This is a genomic window from Chelatococcus sp. YT9 (assembly GCF_018398315.1).
GTDB lineage: Bacteria > Pseudomonadota > Alphaproteobacteria > Rhizobiales > Beijerinckiaceae > Chelatococcus.
This window is the reverse complement of sequence record NZ_JAHBRW010000001.1, coordinates 1024545-1039278: the sequence shown is the minus strand read 5'-3', so window position 1 is coordinate 1039278 and position 14734 is coordinate 1024545. Positions and strand designations below refer to the sequence as shown.

Sequence of the window (14734 nt, the reverse complement as noted above, 5' to 3'; positions counted from 1 at the left end):
CGGTGTATCAAAACCCAACCGGGTCTAGGCGGATGAGCCGAGTGATTCTGACCTGGGGCGGAGCTGTGGATGAATTCTATCTCGTTGGATGCCCTCGATCTTGCTGCTCTGCTGTGCAGTCGTGTTTGCCATGATGTGATCAGTCCGGTCGGCGCGATCGTCAACGGCCTCGAGGTGCTGGAGGACGAAGACGATGCGTCCATGAAGGAATTCGCGCTTGATCTCATCCGCAAGAGCGCGCGGCAGGCGTCCGCGCGCCTCCAGTTTGCGCGGCTCGCATTTGGCGCAGCCGGCTCGGCGGGGGCTTCCATTGATCTCGGCGATGCAGAGCAGGTAGCCAAGGGCTTCATCCAGGATGACAAGCTGTCGCTTACCTGGGAGGCCGTCCGCGTACTGATGCCTAAGAACAAGGTGAAGCTCCTGCTCAACCTTATCTTGGTGGCCACGAACGCCATCCCACGCGGCGGGCGCATCGACGTGAAGGTCGAGGGCGCGGATGAGACCACGACTTTCCTCCTCACGGCGACGGGACGCAGCGCCCGCATCCCGACCCATGCGGAGGAGCTCATCGGCGGACATTCGGCGGATGGTACCGTCGACGCCCATGGTATTCAGGCGTTTTACACGGGGCTCGTGGCCAAGGCGGCCAACATGGAAATTGCCTTCTCCATCGACGACGAAACCGTGACGTTGAAGGCTGCGCCGGCCGCCTGAGCCAGCCTTTCGCAACCGATCGTCAACCGTTGGCCGTCAAACTGTGCATGCTAGTATGCGTGCACGCCCTGTTGAGGCGTGAAGGTCCGGGTTGGCGTGATGGACGAACTCCTGCGTGAGTTTCTGACTGAGACGAACGAGCATCTCGACATTGTCGACGTCGAGCTTGTTCGCTTCGAGCGCGATCCGAACGACATCGATGTTCTTCGCAACGTTTTTCGTCTCGTTCATACCATCAAGGGCACGTGCGGTTTTCTTGGACTGCCCCGTCTGGAGGCGATCGCCCACGCGGCGGAATCCCTGCTCGGTCGTTTCCGTGACGGCAAGGTTGAAGTGCAGCCTGAAGACGTCTCGCTCATCCTCGCCAGCATTGATCGTATCAAGCACATCGTCGCAGAGCTCGACCGCACCGCCGCCGAGCCTCCCGGCACAGATCGGGATATCATCGATCAGCTCGAAGGCAGCCTGAGTAGGCCCCAGCAGGACGAACGGGTCGCTCGCCTCGCATCCGTGGCAGAGGCCTCGCCGGAAGGCGATCGCGGATCGCTGCGCCAGCCGACCATCCGCGTAACGGTGGACGTGCTCGAGCATCTGATGACGATGGTTTCGGAACTCGTGCTGACCCGCAACCAGCTGCTCGATCTTGCCCGGCGCCAGGATGACCCGGCCTTGATGGTTCCCCTGCAGCGGTTGTCGCATGTGACCGTGGAACTGCAGGAAGGCGTGATGAAGGCGCGCATGCAGCCCATAGGCACGGTGTGGCAGAAGATGCCCCGCATCCTCCGCGATCTCGCGGTCGACCTCGGCAAGAGCATCGATCTCAAGCTGCGTGGTCCTGAGACGGAGCTTGACCGGCAGGTGCTGGAATTCGTCAAGGATCCGCTGACGCAGTTGGTGCGCAATGCGGCTGACCACGGCATCGAAACGCCCGCAGCGCGGCTTAAGGCCGGCAAGCCCGAGCGTGGAACGATCACGTTGTCGGCCTTTCATGATGGCGGTTCGATTACCGTCGAGGTTTCGGACGACGGCCGGGGTCTGGACTACCAGCGCATTCGGCGCATCGCCATCGAGCGCGGGCTGATCACCGAGGCTGAGGCTGAGCGGCTCGGGGATGCCGCGGTTGCCCGCTTCATTTTTCATCCGGGCTTTTCGACGGCGCAGGCCGTCACGTCGGTCTCCGGTCGTGGGGTCGGCATGGATATCGTCAAGACCAATATCGATCTGATCGGCGGGTCTGTTGAGGTGCGTTCGGAAGCAGGGCGGGGGACCACCTTCGTGGTCAAGCTTCCGCTGACGCTCGCCATTGTCGCGACGCTCATCGTTGGCGCGGCCGGTCAGCGCTTCGCCATACCCCAGATGTCGATCATGGAGCTGGTGCGTGTACGGCCCGGCCAAGGCGATGCCTCCGTCGAAAAGCTGAACGATGCGTTGGTGTTCCGGCAGCGCAACGAGCTCATCCCGGTCATTCCTTTTGCGACCCTTCTTGGCCTCACCGCCAAGGATCAGGCGATCACGCACGACGGCTTCATCGTCGTGATCCAGATCGGCCGGCAACGTTTCGGCCTGCTCGTCGATACGGTGCTGCACACCGAAGAAATCGTTGTGAAGCCGCTGAACAAACGGCTGCGCAACCTGCGCTGCTTCTCCGGCAGCACCATTCTGGGCGACGGGAGCATCATTCTCATCGTCGAGCCGGGTGGCCTTGTACGAATGTTCGAGGATTTCGCTGAAAGCGCCGTTCCGACGATCGAGGCGCGGCCCGATCCCGAGCCGCAGAAGATCGAGGATGAGGTCGACGGCCCGGTCTCCCTGCTCGTCTTCCGGGCTGGGAGCGACATGCCGAAGGCAGTCCCCCTGTCCCTTGTCACCCGCCTTGAGGAGATCGATGCGGCGCGTATCGAGCAGGCCGGCGGGCGGATGCTGCTTCAGTATCGCGGCCATCTCATGCCTCTCGTTTTCGCCGATCCCGCCATGAGCCTGCAAAAGGAGGGGCGGCAGGCGATGGTGGTCTTCTCCGACGGGGATCGTTGGATGGGGCTCATCGTCGACGAGATTCTCGATATCGTTGAGGATGAACTCACCGTTGAACTCGTCGCGGACCGGCCGGAGCTGGTTGGCTCCGCGATCGTCCGCGGCCGCGCGACCGAGATTCTGAACGTTGCGCATTTCCTGCCGCTCGGCCATGGAGACTGGCTGCAGCGCGAGGTCACTCCCGAGGCCGTGACGCGAACGGTTCTCCTGGTGGATGATTCCGAATTTTTCCGCAGCATGCTCGCGCCCCTGCTGCGCGCTTCCGGTTATCGCGTGCTCGTCGCTGACGGGGTCGAGGGAGCCCTTGCCACCCTCGCACTCCCGCGCCTTGTGGACGTCGTGGTCACGGATCTCGAGATGCCGGACAGGAGCGGCTTCGATCTTATCGAGAGCCTCCGGGCCGAGCCGCGCTTCGCAGGGCTTCCCGTCATCGCCTTGTCATCTTATGTCAGCCCGCCGATAGTTGAGCGGGCGCGCAAGTTGGGTGTTGTGAATTTCGTAGCCAAGTTCGATCGCAGCGGGCTTGTGGAGGCGCTAAGTGCCATCCTCAATGCCCGCAGCCGCGGAGTGGCGGCATAATGGCGATCGCCAAGCATTCGCCTGATCGGGGCACGGCACAGGCCCCTGCGATCGAACAGCAGGACAAGCACGTCCAGTATGTCACGGCATGGGTTGCCGATCAGCTTTTCGGCATCCCCATCGCCGATGTCCGAGACGTGTTCATAATTCAGTCGATGACACCGGTGCCCTTGGCGCCGCCGCAGATTTTGGGGCTGGTGAACCTGCGCGGGCGTGTTGTGACGGCGGTCAGTCTGCGCTGGCAGCTCGGGTTGCCTGAGCCTGCCGACCGCGAGCGAATGATCGCGATTGGGATCGAGGCGGACGGTGAATCCTACGGAGTGATTGTCGACCGCATCGGAGAGGTGCTGAATCTCATGCCTGATACCGCTGCTCCGACGCCATTTCATCTGGATACGCGCTGGGCCAGCCTGTCGACCGGCGTGCATAGCCTCGACGATTGCCTGCTCGTCATTCTGAATGTGAGTTCCGTGCTGGCCTTCTCCAATGATAACACTGGTCTCTAATGCGAATCGCCGCTTCAAGGGCGCCACATCATGAAGCACTGTCTCATCGTCGATGACTCGGCGGTTATAAGAAAAGTGGCGCGCCGGATCCTGGAGGCACTTGAGTTCCGTATCTCAGAGGCGGAGGACGGCGCGAAGGCGCTTGCCGTGTGCGAACGCGACATGCCCGAGGCGGTGCTTTTGGACTGGAACATGCCTGTCATGGATGGCTACGAATTTCTGGGACATCTGCGCCAGATGCCAGGAGGCAGTCTCCCAAAGGTCGTGTTCTGCACCACTGAGAGCAACGTCGAGCACATCGCCAGGGCCATGGAGGCCGGAGCGGACGAGTACATCATGAAGCCCTTCGACAAAGAAATTGTCGCGGCAAAGTTTCATGAGGTAGGGCTTGTCTAACCAAAGGCGACGGGGCTAGCCGTACCGTTCAATGTCGCCCGTGGGGAGGGCTCCTGTCAGCGCCATGCGCTTCAACCTGGCAGCCCGCGGCATATGCGGAGGGGGGATGCCGAGCAGTCAGCGAAAGTCCGAAGGCGCAACAAGGGTCGTCGTCATTGGTGCGATGACGGTATTCGACGAAGCGTCGATCGAGCACCTGCGCCCGACCGTCAATGTCGTCGCCCATTTTCCGACCACCAGCGGCGTACTCGATGAGCTCGATCTGCTCGATCCACATGTCGTGCTGCTGGATGTGACATCCGGCACCTTCGACGGAATGGCGGGGCTTCAACTGATACTCGCGGTGAAGCCTGCCGTTGCGGTGATTGTCATGGTTGTCGACACGCCGCAGAGCGCCGATCTCAGCCTGCGCTGCCTGTCACGTGGTGCGGCCGCTAGCATCACCTTGCCAGCGCGCGCCCGCGGAAAGGCCGCGCGGGAGACCCGCGATTATTTTGTCCAAGCGCTTCTTGAAAAGATCAAGACGGTTGCTGCGAGCCCGCGAGAACGGACGCGAATGGTGATTCCAAACCTGCGCCGCCCCGAAGCCATCAACGCCCCTCCACGATGCATCATCATCAGCGCCTCGACCGGGGGCCCGCAGGCGCTTGCGGTCGTCATGCGCGAACTCGGCCCTGCGCTCGTGCGGAGCGTTCCGATCATTATTCTCCAGCACATGCCGACAATCCTGATCGCCGGGCTCGCGAGCCAGATTGGAGCCCTTTGCGACAGCAGGGCGTCGGAGGTTGCCAGCGGCGAACATATCCGCTCCGGCGCCGTCTATGTGGCGCCTGGACACCGGCATCTGCGCTTGAGGAAGGCGGGAAGGAATATCGTCGCTTGGCTCGACGACGGTCCTCCGGTCAACTCCTGCAAGCCATCGGCAGATCTTCTGCTTACCGACGCGGCTGAAGTCTACGGTTCGGCCGTTCTCTCGATCATTCTCACGGGAATGGGCCAGGATGGGCTGCGTGGAGCTACCGCCTTGTCCGCCGCCGGTGCGCCGATCCTGGTCCAGGATGAGGCGACAAGCACCGTCTGGGGAATGCCGGGTAGCGTGGCCCGGGCGGGCCTTGCCTCCGCGGTCGTGCCGCTCGATGAGATCGCGGCAGCCGCGCGGCGGTACTGGCCGGACGTGTTGCGCCATGACTGAAGCGGATTATCAGTTTCTCAGTGCCTTCCTGCGCGCGCGGTCAGGCATGGTGCTGAACAGCGACGGCCATTATCTCGCCAAGAGCCGCCTACCTGCGGTGTGCAGGCGCTTCGGCCTGAGCGATCCTGTCGAGGTCATCGCCATCCTGCGCACCGGTGCTCATCCTGAGATCGAATCAGCTGTCGTCGAGGCCATGGTGATCCAGGAGACCTTCTTTTTCCGGGACAAGGCGCTCTTCGCCCAAATCCATGACACCGTGCTTCCCCGACTCATGGATGCGCGGGCTTCTACTCGACGCCTGCGCATTTGGTCCGCCGCCGCATCGACGGGCCAGGAGGCCTATTCAATCGCCATGATGCTCGCTGGCTTGGCACAGCGGCTTGACGGCTGGACGGTTGACATCATGGCCACGGATCTGTCGGAAGTCGCTCTGGAGCGCGGCCGTAAGGGGTTGTACACGCATTTCGAGGTGCAGCGTGGACTTCCTATCCAGATGCTCCTCAAGCATTTCACTCAAGTCGGCGATCTGTGGCAGATCAATGCTGACTTGACGTCAACGGTGAATTTTTCTTGCATGAATCTGCTGGATGACTTCAGCGCGCTCGGTACATTCGACCTCATTCTCTGTCGTAACGTACTGATGTATCTCGACGACCGAGCCAAGCGCGATGTGCTCGAGCGGGTCGTTGCGCGGCTCGCCAAGGACGGCAATCTCATTCTGGGCGGTGTGGAGACCCCATTAGGCCTGTCGGAGGACGTGGTCGCCGATGCAGGTTTGAAAGGAATCTACTGCCGCGCAGACTGCCGTCACGCGTGATCGCGCAATCAGGCCGGCCCAACAAAAAGCCCCGCCAGAGGCGGGGCTGAAGACCGAACGCATACATTTTTTGATTGCGTACGATTACGCAGGAGCGAAGAGAACCAGCCTCCGGATCGCTGGGGCTCTCTCGCACCCGCGTCTACTGAGGAAGCTGGAGCTTGGTCGAGGGCGTAGAGAGGCTGCCTCGATCAGACCGCGAGACGCTCCTCGACCTCATTGGGTTCGCGCAGCACATAGCCGCGTCCCCAGACGGTCTCGATATAGTTTTTACCGCTCGACGCATTTGCCAGCTTCTTGCGGAGCTTACAAATGAACACGTCGATGATCTTGAGTTCGGGCTCGTCCATCCCTCCGTAGAGATGATTGAGGAACATCTCCTTGGTGAGCGTAGTCCCCTTGCGGAGACTGAGCAGCTCAAGCATCTGGTACTCTTTGCCCGTCAGGTGAACACGGTTCTGTCCGACCTCGACCGTCTTGGTGTCCAGATTGACCACCAGGTCGCCCGTGTTAATGACCGACTGTGCATGACCCTTCGAACGCCGGACAATCGCGTGAATACGCGCGACGAGTTCGTCCTTGTGAAAGGGCTTGGTCAGATAGTCATCAGCGCCGAACCCGAGACCCTTCACCTTGTCCTCGATGCCGGCGAGGCCGGAGAGGATGAGGATAGGCGTCTTGACCTTCGCCACACGCAGGCTGCGCAGGACCTCATAGCCTGACATGTCGGGCAAGTTGAGATCCAGAAGGATGATATCGTAATCATACAGCTTGCCGAGATCGACGCCTTCTTCGCCGAGATCGGTCGTGTAGACGTTAAAGTTCTCAGACTTGAGCATCAGTTCGATGCTCTGCGCCGTAGCGCTGTCATCTTCGATAAGCAGTACGCGCATTGTCAGATCCCCAACCTCGCTCCACCGGCCTCACCGGCCAAGTCCCGATGCGTTAACGCAGCTCCCGGAACAGGGCGGAGTGCACGCCCAATCTCCCACTTTAATCCGACTCGCGACGCTACTCGTAAATGGATAACAAAACCTAATTCCATCGCGCAAGCACCATCAGCCGAAACTTCCATTAACCAACGCAGAACGTTGATGTTGAGCTCGTTTTGGGCTTGCATCCTGTTCGCGCCATGGTTGAAGAAATTGGATTAAGTGACTCAAGCGGTTCGTTCATCGCACCGCTTCGCAGCATCTCGAACGCTGAGAATACTCTTAACGATGCAGGTAAATGAAAGGTTGACGACGGCGCAACAAATATGAACACGAGCTAATTGAAGCTGAAAAAATTAAGGGACCGACTGGGGGACCATAGCCTCTTGCCCCATGCCGATGGAAGATGAGCTGACAAGCTTGCGCGGAGGTGTGCTTCTCCTACAACGCCTTAGCGGCACCCTAAGCGGAGAGCGGCTTTTGCGCGGAGATGCTGCGGCTATGGCCAGGCGGCAGGCTCTTGAAGGCCAGTAAAGGCCTTCGCGCGCCCGGAAAGGTAACATTCAATCAACTTCCTTGAGTAATGCTGATGGTGGCCATTCTGTGGTGCGCTTGGGCGCGCCGCGGGTGCGCAGTATGCGTTTTCAAGGAGTCTTTCGGCAATGAAACCGCGGGAAAGCCTGGTGCGCCTCAAGCGCTTCCAAGTCGATGAAAAGCGTCGGCGCGTCATGCAGATCGAGATGATGATCGCCGAATTCACGCGCGTCGCGTCGGATCTCGAGCGAGAAATCGCGAGCGAGGAAAGCCGCGCGGGTATCACTGACCAGAATCACTTCGCCTATCCGACTTACGCGAAAGCGGCGGCCCAACGTCGCGACAATCTTCGCCGTTCTGCGGACGAGTTGCAGGAGCAGCTCAGCGAAGCGAAGTCTGACATGGATGCGGCAACGGCGGATCTTACGAAGGCGGAGCAGCTGGAGGACCGCGAGCAGGTTCGGTTTCGCACTTCAGAAGCACCGCGCGATCAAGCGGTCTTTGAAGCGAAAACGTTCCCGGCGGGCTCGACCGCCAGCTTCTGACCTTTGAAATTCCGATGCCGGTTGCCGCCGGCTGCGGCTATCCCAGCTGCAGCCCGATCGCTGCGTTCCACGTCGCATGGAGCCCATGCTGCGGTGGCGAGGGGTGGTTCATCCTCAGCGCCGCATCATTTAGGGGCATGTGCGGGGCGCCATGTCTGGTCTGTCGCTTTTTTTGACAGCCGCGACGTAAGAACAGCTTGCGGGGGAGGATCGGCTCGGGCACAGATGCCAGGAAACATACGGCGTTGAGCATGAGATGACATGTCAGCACCGGGCAGGGGACAGAGAGCTGGCATCGTGAGTCCATGAAGAAGACGCTTGAGTATGTCTGGCCCGTTATCGGCCTACTCGCGGTTGTGTTTTCGTTTTGGCTTCTCTATCGGGAGCTGAAAGACATCTCGGCGAGCGAGGTCGTGGCGAGCGTGGCGGCCATTCCGATCCACCGCTGGGTTCTCGCGGTCGGGGCGACGATCGTGGCCTATGGCGCGCTTGCCTGGTACGACCGAATTGCTCTTTTGCATCTTGGCCGCAAGCTCTCGTGGCTTGTGATCTCCCTGGTTTCCTTCACCACCTACGCGCTCTCGCACAATATCGGCGCCTCGGTGCTCTCAGGGGCCATGGTACGGTTCCGCGCCTATGGCACGATGGGACTGTCGGTGGCCGAGATTGGCGTCCTGGTCGCGCTTTGTTCCTTCACCTTTGCGCTTGGAACCGTGCTGCTCGGCGGCCTCGTGCTGGTTGGAGAGCCGGATGTGGTGCTGCGGCTGTTCGATGTCCCGGTCTGGACAGCACGCCTGATCGGCGTCGGCATGCTTGTGTTGGTCGCGCTTTATGTTCTCGGATCGTGGAAGGAGTTCAAGCCGGTCAAGATCGGTCAGTTCTCCATCTATTATCCGCGTCTGAGGATCACGGTGCGCCAGCTGTTTGCCGCTCCGCTTGAGCTGATCGGCGCGGCGGGCATCATCTATTTCGCCCTGCCGGAGGCCGGCAATCCCGGCTTCTTCATTGTGCTTGGCGTTTTCCTCGCCTCGTTCTCGGCCGCTCTCATCTCCCACGCGCCCGGCGGACTTGGCGTGCTCGAGTTCGTTTTCATCAGCGCGATGCCCGAGATGAACCAGACAGATGTGCTGGCCGCCCTTCTCGTGTTCCGCCTGCTCTACCTCCTGATCCCGCTCGCCTTCTCGACGGTTGTCGTCATACTCTTCGAGCGCTCGCGACTGGCCAAGACCATGCAGGATCGCTTGGCGCGCAGTCCCATCGACAGAGCCTGATCGACCACGTGCGCGGGCGACGACTCAGGCGTTCCTGGCTTGGATTGCTGACCCTCACGGGGTTGGCCCGCAGCGGTTATTTCATTCCGTATCGCTATGCGCGGCCAGCGCGGCGGGAGACTTATGCGGCGCTCGAGCCTCTCTTCGTCGCGGCCGAAGCACAATTTGAGGCGGTGCTCAGGGATATTGAGCATCACGCCGCGTCACTCGCTGCCATCCCTGCCGAAGGTGAAGGCTTGCGCTGGGGGCAGATGTGGTTTCCCCGCCTTGACGCAGCCGCGGCCTACGCCCTTGTCCGCACCCTCCGACCGAACCGGATTATCGAGATCGGCTCCGGCCATTCAACGCGTTTTCTGGCGCGCGCCGTCGGTGACGGTGGCTTACCGGCGCGCATAACGGCCATCGATCCCGCACCGCGCGCGAGTATCAAGGCCTTGCCGATCACCCATCACGCCAAGGTCGTCGAGGACATTGGTCTCGAGTTGATCACTGGTCTGGAGGCAGGCGACATCCTCTTCATCGACTCGAGCCACGTGGCGATGCCGGGGGGCGATGTCGATCGCCTCTTTTTGGACATCCTACCGCGCCTTGCCCCGGGTGTCGTCGTACACATCCACGACGTGTTCCTGCCCGATGCTTATCCGGCGGAATGGGATTGGCGCGGCTACAATGAGCAACTCGTCGTTGGAGCCCTGATCCAGGGCGGGAGTTATGAGATCGTGTTCGCAAGCCATTATGTGGCAACGCGGATGGCAGCCTCCGTCAGCGATACCGCGCTTGCGCGGCTGCCTCTGCCGTCCGGCGCACATGAAACCAGCTTATGGCTGCGCAAGCGGTGATCCCGGGTCGTTATCGGCAACCGCGTTGACTGATTTTGGTAGGAGGGTGTTCAGCGCGCGCGGTCGCGGCGCGGGAACGCTCATGCCGGCGGCGTTATAGCTCGTCAGCTTGTTGTGCAGACTTCGCAGCGAAATGCCGAGGATCTTGGCGGCCGACGTGCGGTTGCCGTCGCAATAATCGAGCGTGGCAAGGATAAGCCCCTGCTCGACCTCGGCGACTGTTGCGCCGACGAAGGGGTGGTCTTCCTGCCGGTCGCCTCGCGCCAGTTTGGAAGCCGTTCCGCTGAATGGGCCGCGGCCTGCGCCCGTGCCCCATGATGACCCTACTGACGCCAATGGCACCTACAAACCCCCGTCACGCTCGGCTTCACATCGAGCGACAACAATCGGTGGGGCATGGTTATGGTTTGGTTAACAGCTGTCTCGCGACAGACCGTTGACCATTGACGCAGGCGTCGAGCCAACCGCACGGCACGAAAATGCCGCGTGGTCAGGGATTTTCATGAGTTCTGCCCGGCAAGTTCCTTGCGACGCAGCGAGCCATCCGGTACTTATGGTTATGCGAATCGCTCGGATGGTTCGCAGCCCCCGCTTCTCAAGAGAGGGGGCGCTATTGACGGTAGTGCTGAATGCGCGTGGTGCGCAATCCGGCCAAGCCATGGCGATCGATAGATTCCTGCCAGCCGAGGAATTCCTCGACAGTCAGTGTATAGCGTTGGCATGCCTCGTCGAGACTGAGGAGGCCACCTCGCACAGCGGCTACGACTTCTGCTTTGCGACGGATAACCCATCGCTTCGTATTCGAGGGCGGCAGATCCGCAATCGTCAGAGGACTGCCATCAGGCCCGATGACGTACTTCACCCTCGGGCGGTGGGGTTCGGTCATGATACGCTCACACTAATCGACTAACCCTTGTTATCCCCAACACTAGAGTGCTGCGCTTAAGATTTGACTAAAGGCGCAACTATTTCCGGAACTTGCGGCGGGATTTCGGCGGGAGGCCGGTTGGTTCAAATCATTGCGTCGATTTTTCCCGGTGCGAGAATCCCGCGATCGCTGTCCGGCCTGCCCGCTCGCCGGCGTTGGAACGACCCGTTATCCCCAACCCGCACTGCGGGGCGAATTGGACTGAGGCGGCGCCCCAGCTCTGGAAACCCGGATCGTTGGCGCTTATAGAACACCGGAAGCAGGGTGCGTGGCCGTCGGCAGGGAGCGATAACATGTTCGCATCTGGGGCAGCGCACACCTGACGACGGCAGCAGACAGTAGGCCGTTGTGGAAGATCGGTTCAGATGTGATAAGCAGAGGCGAGGCGGCCAGCCGACAACCGCTAGCCGCCGCTGAAGGCAAGATATGGTGAATAGTCTCGATCTGCCGAAGAGCCCTGCCGACACGCGCGTCGTGGTCGCGATGTCGGGTGGTGTAGATTCATCGGTAGTCGCTGCACTCTTGAAGAGCCAGGGCTACGAGGTCATTGGCATCACGCTGCAGCTCTATGATCATGGAGAGGCAACTCACCGTCGTGGCGCGTGCTGTGCCGGACAGGATATCCATGATGCGCGGCGCGTCGCCGAGCGGCTCGATATTCCCCATTATGTGCTGGACTATGAAAGCCGCTTCCGCGACGAGGTCATGGCGCGTTTCGCGGAGAGCTATCTCGCGGGCGAGACGCCCATTCCCTGTGTCGAGTGCAATCGCTCGATCAAGTTTGCCGAACTCCTTGAGACCGCCCGTGATCTCGGCGCCGACGTGCTGGCAACGGGCCATTATGTCGTGACCCGGCCTATGCCGCAGGGTGGTCGCGGGCTCTATCGCGCCGCCGATCCTGATCGTGACCAGAGCTATTTCCTTTATGCCACCACGCAGGCGCAGCTCGACTTCCTGCGTTTCCCCCTCGGCGGTATGCTGAAGCCCGATGTGCGCAAGCTGGCGCATCAGTTTGGGCTGGCCATAGCTGAAAAGCCGGATAGCCAGGATATCTGCTTCGTGCCGAGCGGCCGCTATACGGAGGTGATCGAACGCCTGAAGCCGGGCGCGGTGACGCCTGGTGAGATCGTGGACCACAACGGCCGCGTTCTCGGGCGTCATAATGGCATCATCCATTACACGGTAGGCCAGAGACGTGGGCTCGGCCTTTCGGTCGGGGAGCCGCTTTACGTGGTCAAGTTGGATGCTGAGCGGGGTGAGGTCGTGGTCGGCCCCCGGGAACTGCTGGCAACACGGACGATTAGTCTGAGCGCGATGAACTGGTTGGGCGATCTGCCTCTCGATGAAGACACCGTTCATGAGGTCGCCGCGCGCGTGCGCTCGACGCGCAAGCCGCGGCCGGCCCTGCTGCGCGCGACGCGCGACGGTGCGGAGGTCACGCTGCTCGATCCCGAGGAGGGCGTCGCGCCCGGCCAGGCCTGCGTGCTTTATGACAACGCGGGCGCGGATGCCCGCGTCCTCGGCGGGGGTACAATTCGAGCGGCTGCAAGGCCGCTATCCCAGCGTCTCAGCCGCCCGGCCGAGGCGGTGTTGCGAACCGACGCCGCTCCGGCGCGTTCCTTGCCATAACGAGGATAGGAAGACGCCAGCATGGCAGAGGTACGATACGCTCAGCCCGACATGACCCTCATGCGCAAGGCCTACGCGCGCTGGGCTCCGGTCTATGACCTTGTCTATGACGGCATCACCGCCCCCGCGCGGCGTGATGCGGTCGATGCCGCGCTGTCCTGCGGGCGTGATATCCTCGAAGTTGGCGTGGGCACGGGCCTTTCGCTGGGGGACTATCCTGTCAATGCGCGCATAACGGGCGTTGACCTGTCGGCCCACATGCTCAAGCGGGCGGTGGAAAAGGCGCGCAAGAACCACTGGAGCCATGTGAAGCTATTGGCTGTCATGGACGCGTGCCGTCTGGGCTTCGCCGACGCGACCTTCGACGCGGTGGTCGCGCAATTCCTGATCACGCTCGTGCCGCATCCGGAGGCGGCGCTGGATGAGATGCTGCGCGTGCTGAGGCCCGGTGGCGAGATCGTCCTCGCCAACCATTTCGGGGTGCCCGACGGGCCGGTCGCGAGGGTCGAGGAGGCCGTCGCGCCCTTGGCGAGCCGTCTCGGCTGGAGTTCGGCGTTCAAAGCCCGGCGCATCGAGGATTGGGCAAAGGCCCGGGGCGATGTCGAGTTGCTTTCGCTGACACCGGCCTTTCCCCTTGGATTCTTCAAGGTGCTACGGCTGCGCAAAAAGGCCTGAGCAGAAGGGCCGGGCGGTCCAGCCAGCTGCAGCCGTCCGCCGTCACCCGGCGAGCGATCTTTCAGTTTCAGGATCGAAGAGGTGTAGCCGTGCGACGTCGCAGCTCAGGGCTACGAGCTCGCCCGCCTGAGGCACGAAGCGCCCGTCCGCCATGCCGACCAGTTCGTGGTCGCCAACTTTCGCTATCACCTGTGTTGTGACGCCCAGCGGCTCCGCAATCACAACAGTGCCATTCAGCCGCCCGGTAGGATCGCCAGGCCCACCTGTCGCGGGGGTAATTTCGAGATCGTCGGGGCGGATGCCTACGATTACCCGCTCCCGCTCACCAAGGCGCTGGATGGCTTCGGAGGAGAGCGGCAGAACGGCGCGCTGACCGAAGTCGATGGCGGGCCTCCCCCCGGCGCGTTGAACCGGGAGCGCGATGAGATTCATGGTCGGCGTGCCGATGAAGCCGGCGACGAAGGTGCTGACCGGCGCATGGAAGACGTCCAGCGGCGTGCCGACCTGCTCAATGCGGCCATCGCGCATGATGACGATACGGTCGGCGAGCGTCATGGCCTCCACCTGATCATGGGTGACATAGACGATCGTCGTGCCGATCGACTGGTGCAGTCGCTTGATCTCGGTGCGCATCTGGCCGCGCAACTGCGCGTCGAGGTTGGACAAGGGCTCGTCGAACAGGAACACGGTCGGATCGCGCACGATCGCGCGCCCCATGGCGACGCGCTGGCGCTGGCCGCCGGAGAGCTCATTCGGTCGCCGCTCCAGCAACTCAGAAAGGCCTAGGAGCCTGGCCGCCTCGCGCACCTTCCTGTCGATGGCGTCCTTGGGCAGCTTGGCCGCGTGGAGGCCGAAGGCGATGTTGCGGAACACGCTCATATGCGGATAAAGCGCGTAATTCTGGAACACCATGGCGATGTTCCGGTCCTTTGGCTCCAGCGTATTGACCACTCGGCCGCCGATGGAGATCGTGCCCGCGCTCAGGCTCTCCAGCCCGGCAATCATCCTGAGCGTGGTGGATTTTCCGCAACCGGACGGCCCGACCAGGACGACGAACTCACCGTCCTTGATGTCGAGGTTGATGCCGTGGACGATCTCGATATTGCCGTAGCGCTTGACGACGTTCTTCAGGGACAGTTCAGCCAT

15 protein-coding genes are annotated in these 14734 nt (G+C 61.7%); 11 read left to right on the top strand and 4 right to left on the bottom strand.

Going from position 1 to position 14734, the window contains the following annotated elements; translation table 11 throughout:
• Positions 1–69 precede the first annotated feature (69 nt).
• The 6 genes from chpT (at position 70) to KIO76_RS04700 (ending at position 6235) form a co-directional block, all read left to right on the top strand.
• On the top strand, positions 70–714 hold the full coding sequence (gene chpT, locus KIO76_RS04725; protein WP_213321705.1) for a histidine phosphotransferase ChpT: 645 nt from the start codon (positions 70–72) through the stop codon (positions 712–714).
• A 99-nt stretch (positions 715–813) separates the two neighbouring features.
• Positions 814–3324 (top strand): hybrid sensor histidine kinase/response regulator, encoded by a 2511-nt coding sequence (locus KIO76_RS04720; protein ID WP_213321704.1) that lies wholly within the window; start codon positions 814–816, stop codon positions 3322–3324.
• Positions 3324–3830 carry a chemotaxis protein CheW gene (locus KIO76_RS04715; protein ID WP_213321703.1) on the top strand — a complete coding sequence of 169 codons (507 nt, stop codon included), beginning with the start codon at positions 3324–3326 and terminating at the stop codon, positions 3828–3830. Before KIO76_RS04720 ends, KIO76_RS04715 begins: the two co-directional genes overlap by 1 nt.
• A 30-nt stretch (positions 3831–3860) precedes the next feature.
• Positions 3861–4226 (top strand): response regulator, encoded by a 366-nt coding sequence (locus KIO76_RS04710; protein WP_213321702.1) that lies wholly within the window; start codon positions 3861–3863, stop codon positions 4224–4226.
• Positions 4227–4332: 106 nt separating this feature from the next.
• Positions 4333–5418, top strand: coding sequence for a chemotaxis protein CheB (locus tag KIO76_RS04705; protein ID WP_213321701.1), 1086 nt, complete (start codon positions 4333–4335; stop codon positions 5416–5418).
• The gene (locus tag KIO76_RS04700) at positions 5411–6235 is read left to right on the top strand and encodes a CheR family methyltransferase (RefSeq protein ID WP_213321700.1); all 825 of its coding nucleotides are present in this window, start codon (positions 5411–5413) and stop codon (positions 6233–6235) included. The genes KIO76_RS04705 and KIO76_RS04700 overlap by 8 nt, the downstream gene beginning before the upstream one ends.
• Positions 6236–6426: 191 nt before the next feature.
• Here the strand turns inward: KIO76_RS04700 and ctrA are convergent, their stop codons facing one another.
• Complete coding sequence (gene ctrA, locus KIO76_RS04695; protein WP_110374681.1) at positions 6427–7128, bottom strand: response regulator transcription factor CtrA; 702 nt, start codon at positions 7126–7128, stop codon at positions 6427–6429.
• A gap of 701 nt (positions 7129–7829) precedes the next feature.
• Here ctrA and KIO76_RS04690 point away from each other — a divergent pair.
• The 3 genes from KIO76_RS04690 to KIO76_RS04680 all read left to right on the top strand — a co-directional run bounded on the left by KIO76_RS04690 (position 7830) and on the right by KIO76_RS04680 (position 10356).
• Positions 7830–8246: a flagellar export protein FliJ gene (locus KIO76_RS04690; RefSeq protein ID WP_213321699.1), complete on the top strand. Its 417-nt coding sequence runs from the start codon at positions 7830–7832 to the stop codon at positions 8244–8246.
• A 305-nt stretch (positions 8247–8551) separates the two neighbouring features.
• Positions 8552–9517: a lysylphosphatidylglycerol synthase domain-containing protein gene (locus KIO76_RS04685; RefSeq protein WP_213321698.1), complete on the top strand. Its 966-nt coding sequence runs from the start codon at positions 8552–8554 to the stop codon at positions 9515–9517.
• Positions 9518–9525: 8 nt separating this feature from the next.
• Positions 9526–10356 carry a class I SAM-dependent methyltransferase gene (locus tag KIO76_RS04680; RefSeq protein ID WP_291975641.1) on the top strand — a complete coding sequence of 277 codons (831 nt, stop codon included), beginning with the start codon at positions 9526–9528 and terminating at the stop codon, positions 10354–10356.
• Here the strand turns inward: KIO76_RS04680 and KIO76_RS04675 are convergent.
• Both KIO76_RS04675 and sciP read right to left on the bottom strand, forming a co-directional pair.
• On the bottom strand, positions 10336–10698 hold the full coding sequence (locus KIO76_RS04675) for a helix-turn-helix domain-containing protein (RefSeq protein ID WP_213321697.1): 363 nt from the start codon (positions 10696–10698) through the stop codon (positions 10336–10338). The genes KIO76_RS04680 and KIO76_RS04675 overlap by 21 nt on opposite strands.
• Positions 10699–10966: 268 nt before the next feature.
• Positions 10967–11242 carry a CtrA inhibitor SciP gene (gene sciP / locus KIO76_RS04670; RefSeq protein ID WP_110374685.1) on the bottom strand — a complete coding sequence of 92 codons (276 nt, stop codon included), beginning with the start codon at positions 11240–11242 and terminating at the stop codon, positions 10967–10969.
• 468 nt (positions 11243–11710) lie between these two features.
• Here sciP and mnmA point away from each other — a divergent pair, with 468 nt between their 5' ends.
• Positions 11711–12913 carry a tRNA 2-thiouridine(34) synthase MnmA gene (mnmA, locus tag KIO76_RS04665; protein WP_213321696.1) on the top strand — a complete coding sequence of 401 codons (1203 nt, stop codon included), beginning with the start codon at positions 11711–11713 and terminating at the stop codon, positions 12911–12913.
• 21 nt (positions 12914–12934) lie between these two features.
• Positions 12935–13588 carry a class I SAM-dependent methyltransferase gene (locus tag KIO76_RS04660; protein ID WP_213321695.1) on the top strand — a complete coding sequence of 218 codons (654 nt, stop codon included), beginning with the start codon at positions 12935–12937 and terminating at the stop codon, positions 13586–13588.
• A gap of 42 nt (positions 13589–13630) precedes the next feature.
• Here the strand turns inward: KIO76_RS04660 and KIO76_RS04655 are convergent, their stop codons facing one another.
• Positions 13631–14734, bottom strand: a complete 1104-nt coding sequence (locus tag KIO76_RS04655) for an ABC transporter ATP-binding protein (protein WP_213321694.1) — start codon at positions 14732–14734, stop codon at positions 13631–13633.

What these genes read in the sequence shown, in the direction of transcription:
- chpT (WP_213321705.1), top strand. Translation starts at nt 70, where the DNA reads ATGAATTCTATCTCGTTGGATGCCCTCGATCTTGCTGCTCTGCTGTGC.
- KIO76_RS04720 (WP_213321704.1), top strand. Translation starts at nt 814, where the DNA reads ATGGACGAACTCCTGCGTGAGTTTCTGACTGAGACGAACGAGCATCTC.
- KIO76_RS04715 (WP_213321703.1), top strand. Translation starts at nt 3,324, where the DNA reads ATGGCGATCGCCAAGCATTCGCCTGATCGGGGCACGGCACAGGCCCCT.
- KIO76_RS04710 (WP_213321702.1), top strand. Translation starts at nt 3,861, where the DNA reads ATGAAGCACTGTCTCATCGTCGATGACTCGGCGGTTATAAGAAAAGTG.
- KIO76_RS04705 (WP_213321701.1), top strand. Translation starts at nt 4,333, where the DNA reads ATGCCGAGCAGTCAGCGAAAGTCCGAAGGCGCAACAAGGGTCGTCGTC.
- KIO76_RS04700 (WP_213321700.1), top strand. Translation starts at nt 5,411, where the DNA reads ATGACTGAAGCGGATTATCAGTTTCTCAGTGCCTTCCTGCGCGCGCGG.
- ctrA (WP_110374681.1), bottom strand. Translation starts at nt 7,128, where the DNA reads ATGCGCGTACTGCTTATCGAAGATGACAGCGCTACGGCGCAGAGCATC.
- KIO76_RS04690 (WP_213321699.1), top strand. Translation starts at nt 7,830, where the DNA reads ATGAAACCGCGGGAAAGCCTGGTGCGCCTCAAGCGCTTCCAAGTCGAT.
- KIO76_RS04685 (WP_213321698.1), top strand. Translation starts at nt 8,552, where the DNA reads ATGAAGAAGACGCTTGAGTATGTCTGGCCCGTTATCGGCCTACTCGCG.
- sciP (WP_110374685.1), bottom strand. Translation starts at nt 11,242, where the DNA reads ATGACCGAACCCCACCGCCCGAGGGTGAAGTACGTCATCGGGCCTGAT.
- mnmA (WP_213321696.1), top strand. Translation starts at nt 11,711, where the DNA reads ATGGTGAATAGTCTCGATCTGCCGAAGAGCCCTGCCGACACGCGCGTC.
- KIO76_RS04660 (WP_213321695.1), top strand. Translation starts at nt 12,935, where the DNA reads ATGGCAGAGGTACGATACGCTCAGCCCGACATGACCCTCATGCGCAAG.
- KIO76_RS04655 (WP_213321694.1), bottom strand. Translation starts at nt 14,734, where the DNA reads ATGGCTGAACTGTCCCTGAAGAACGTCGTCAAGCGCTACGGCAATATC.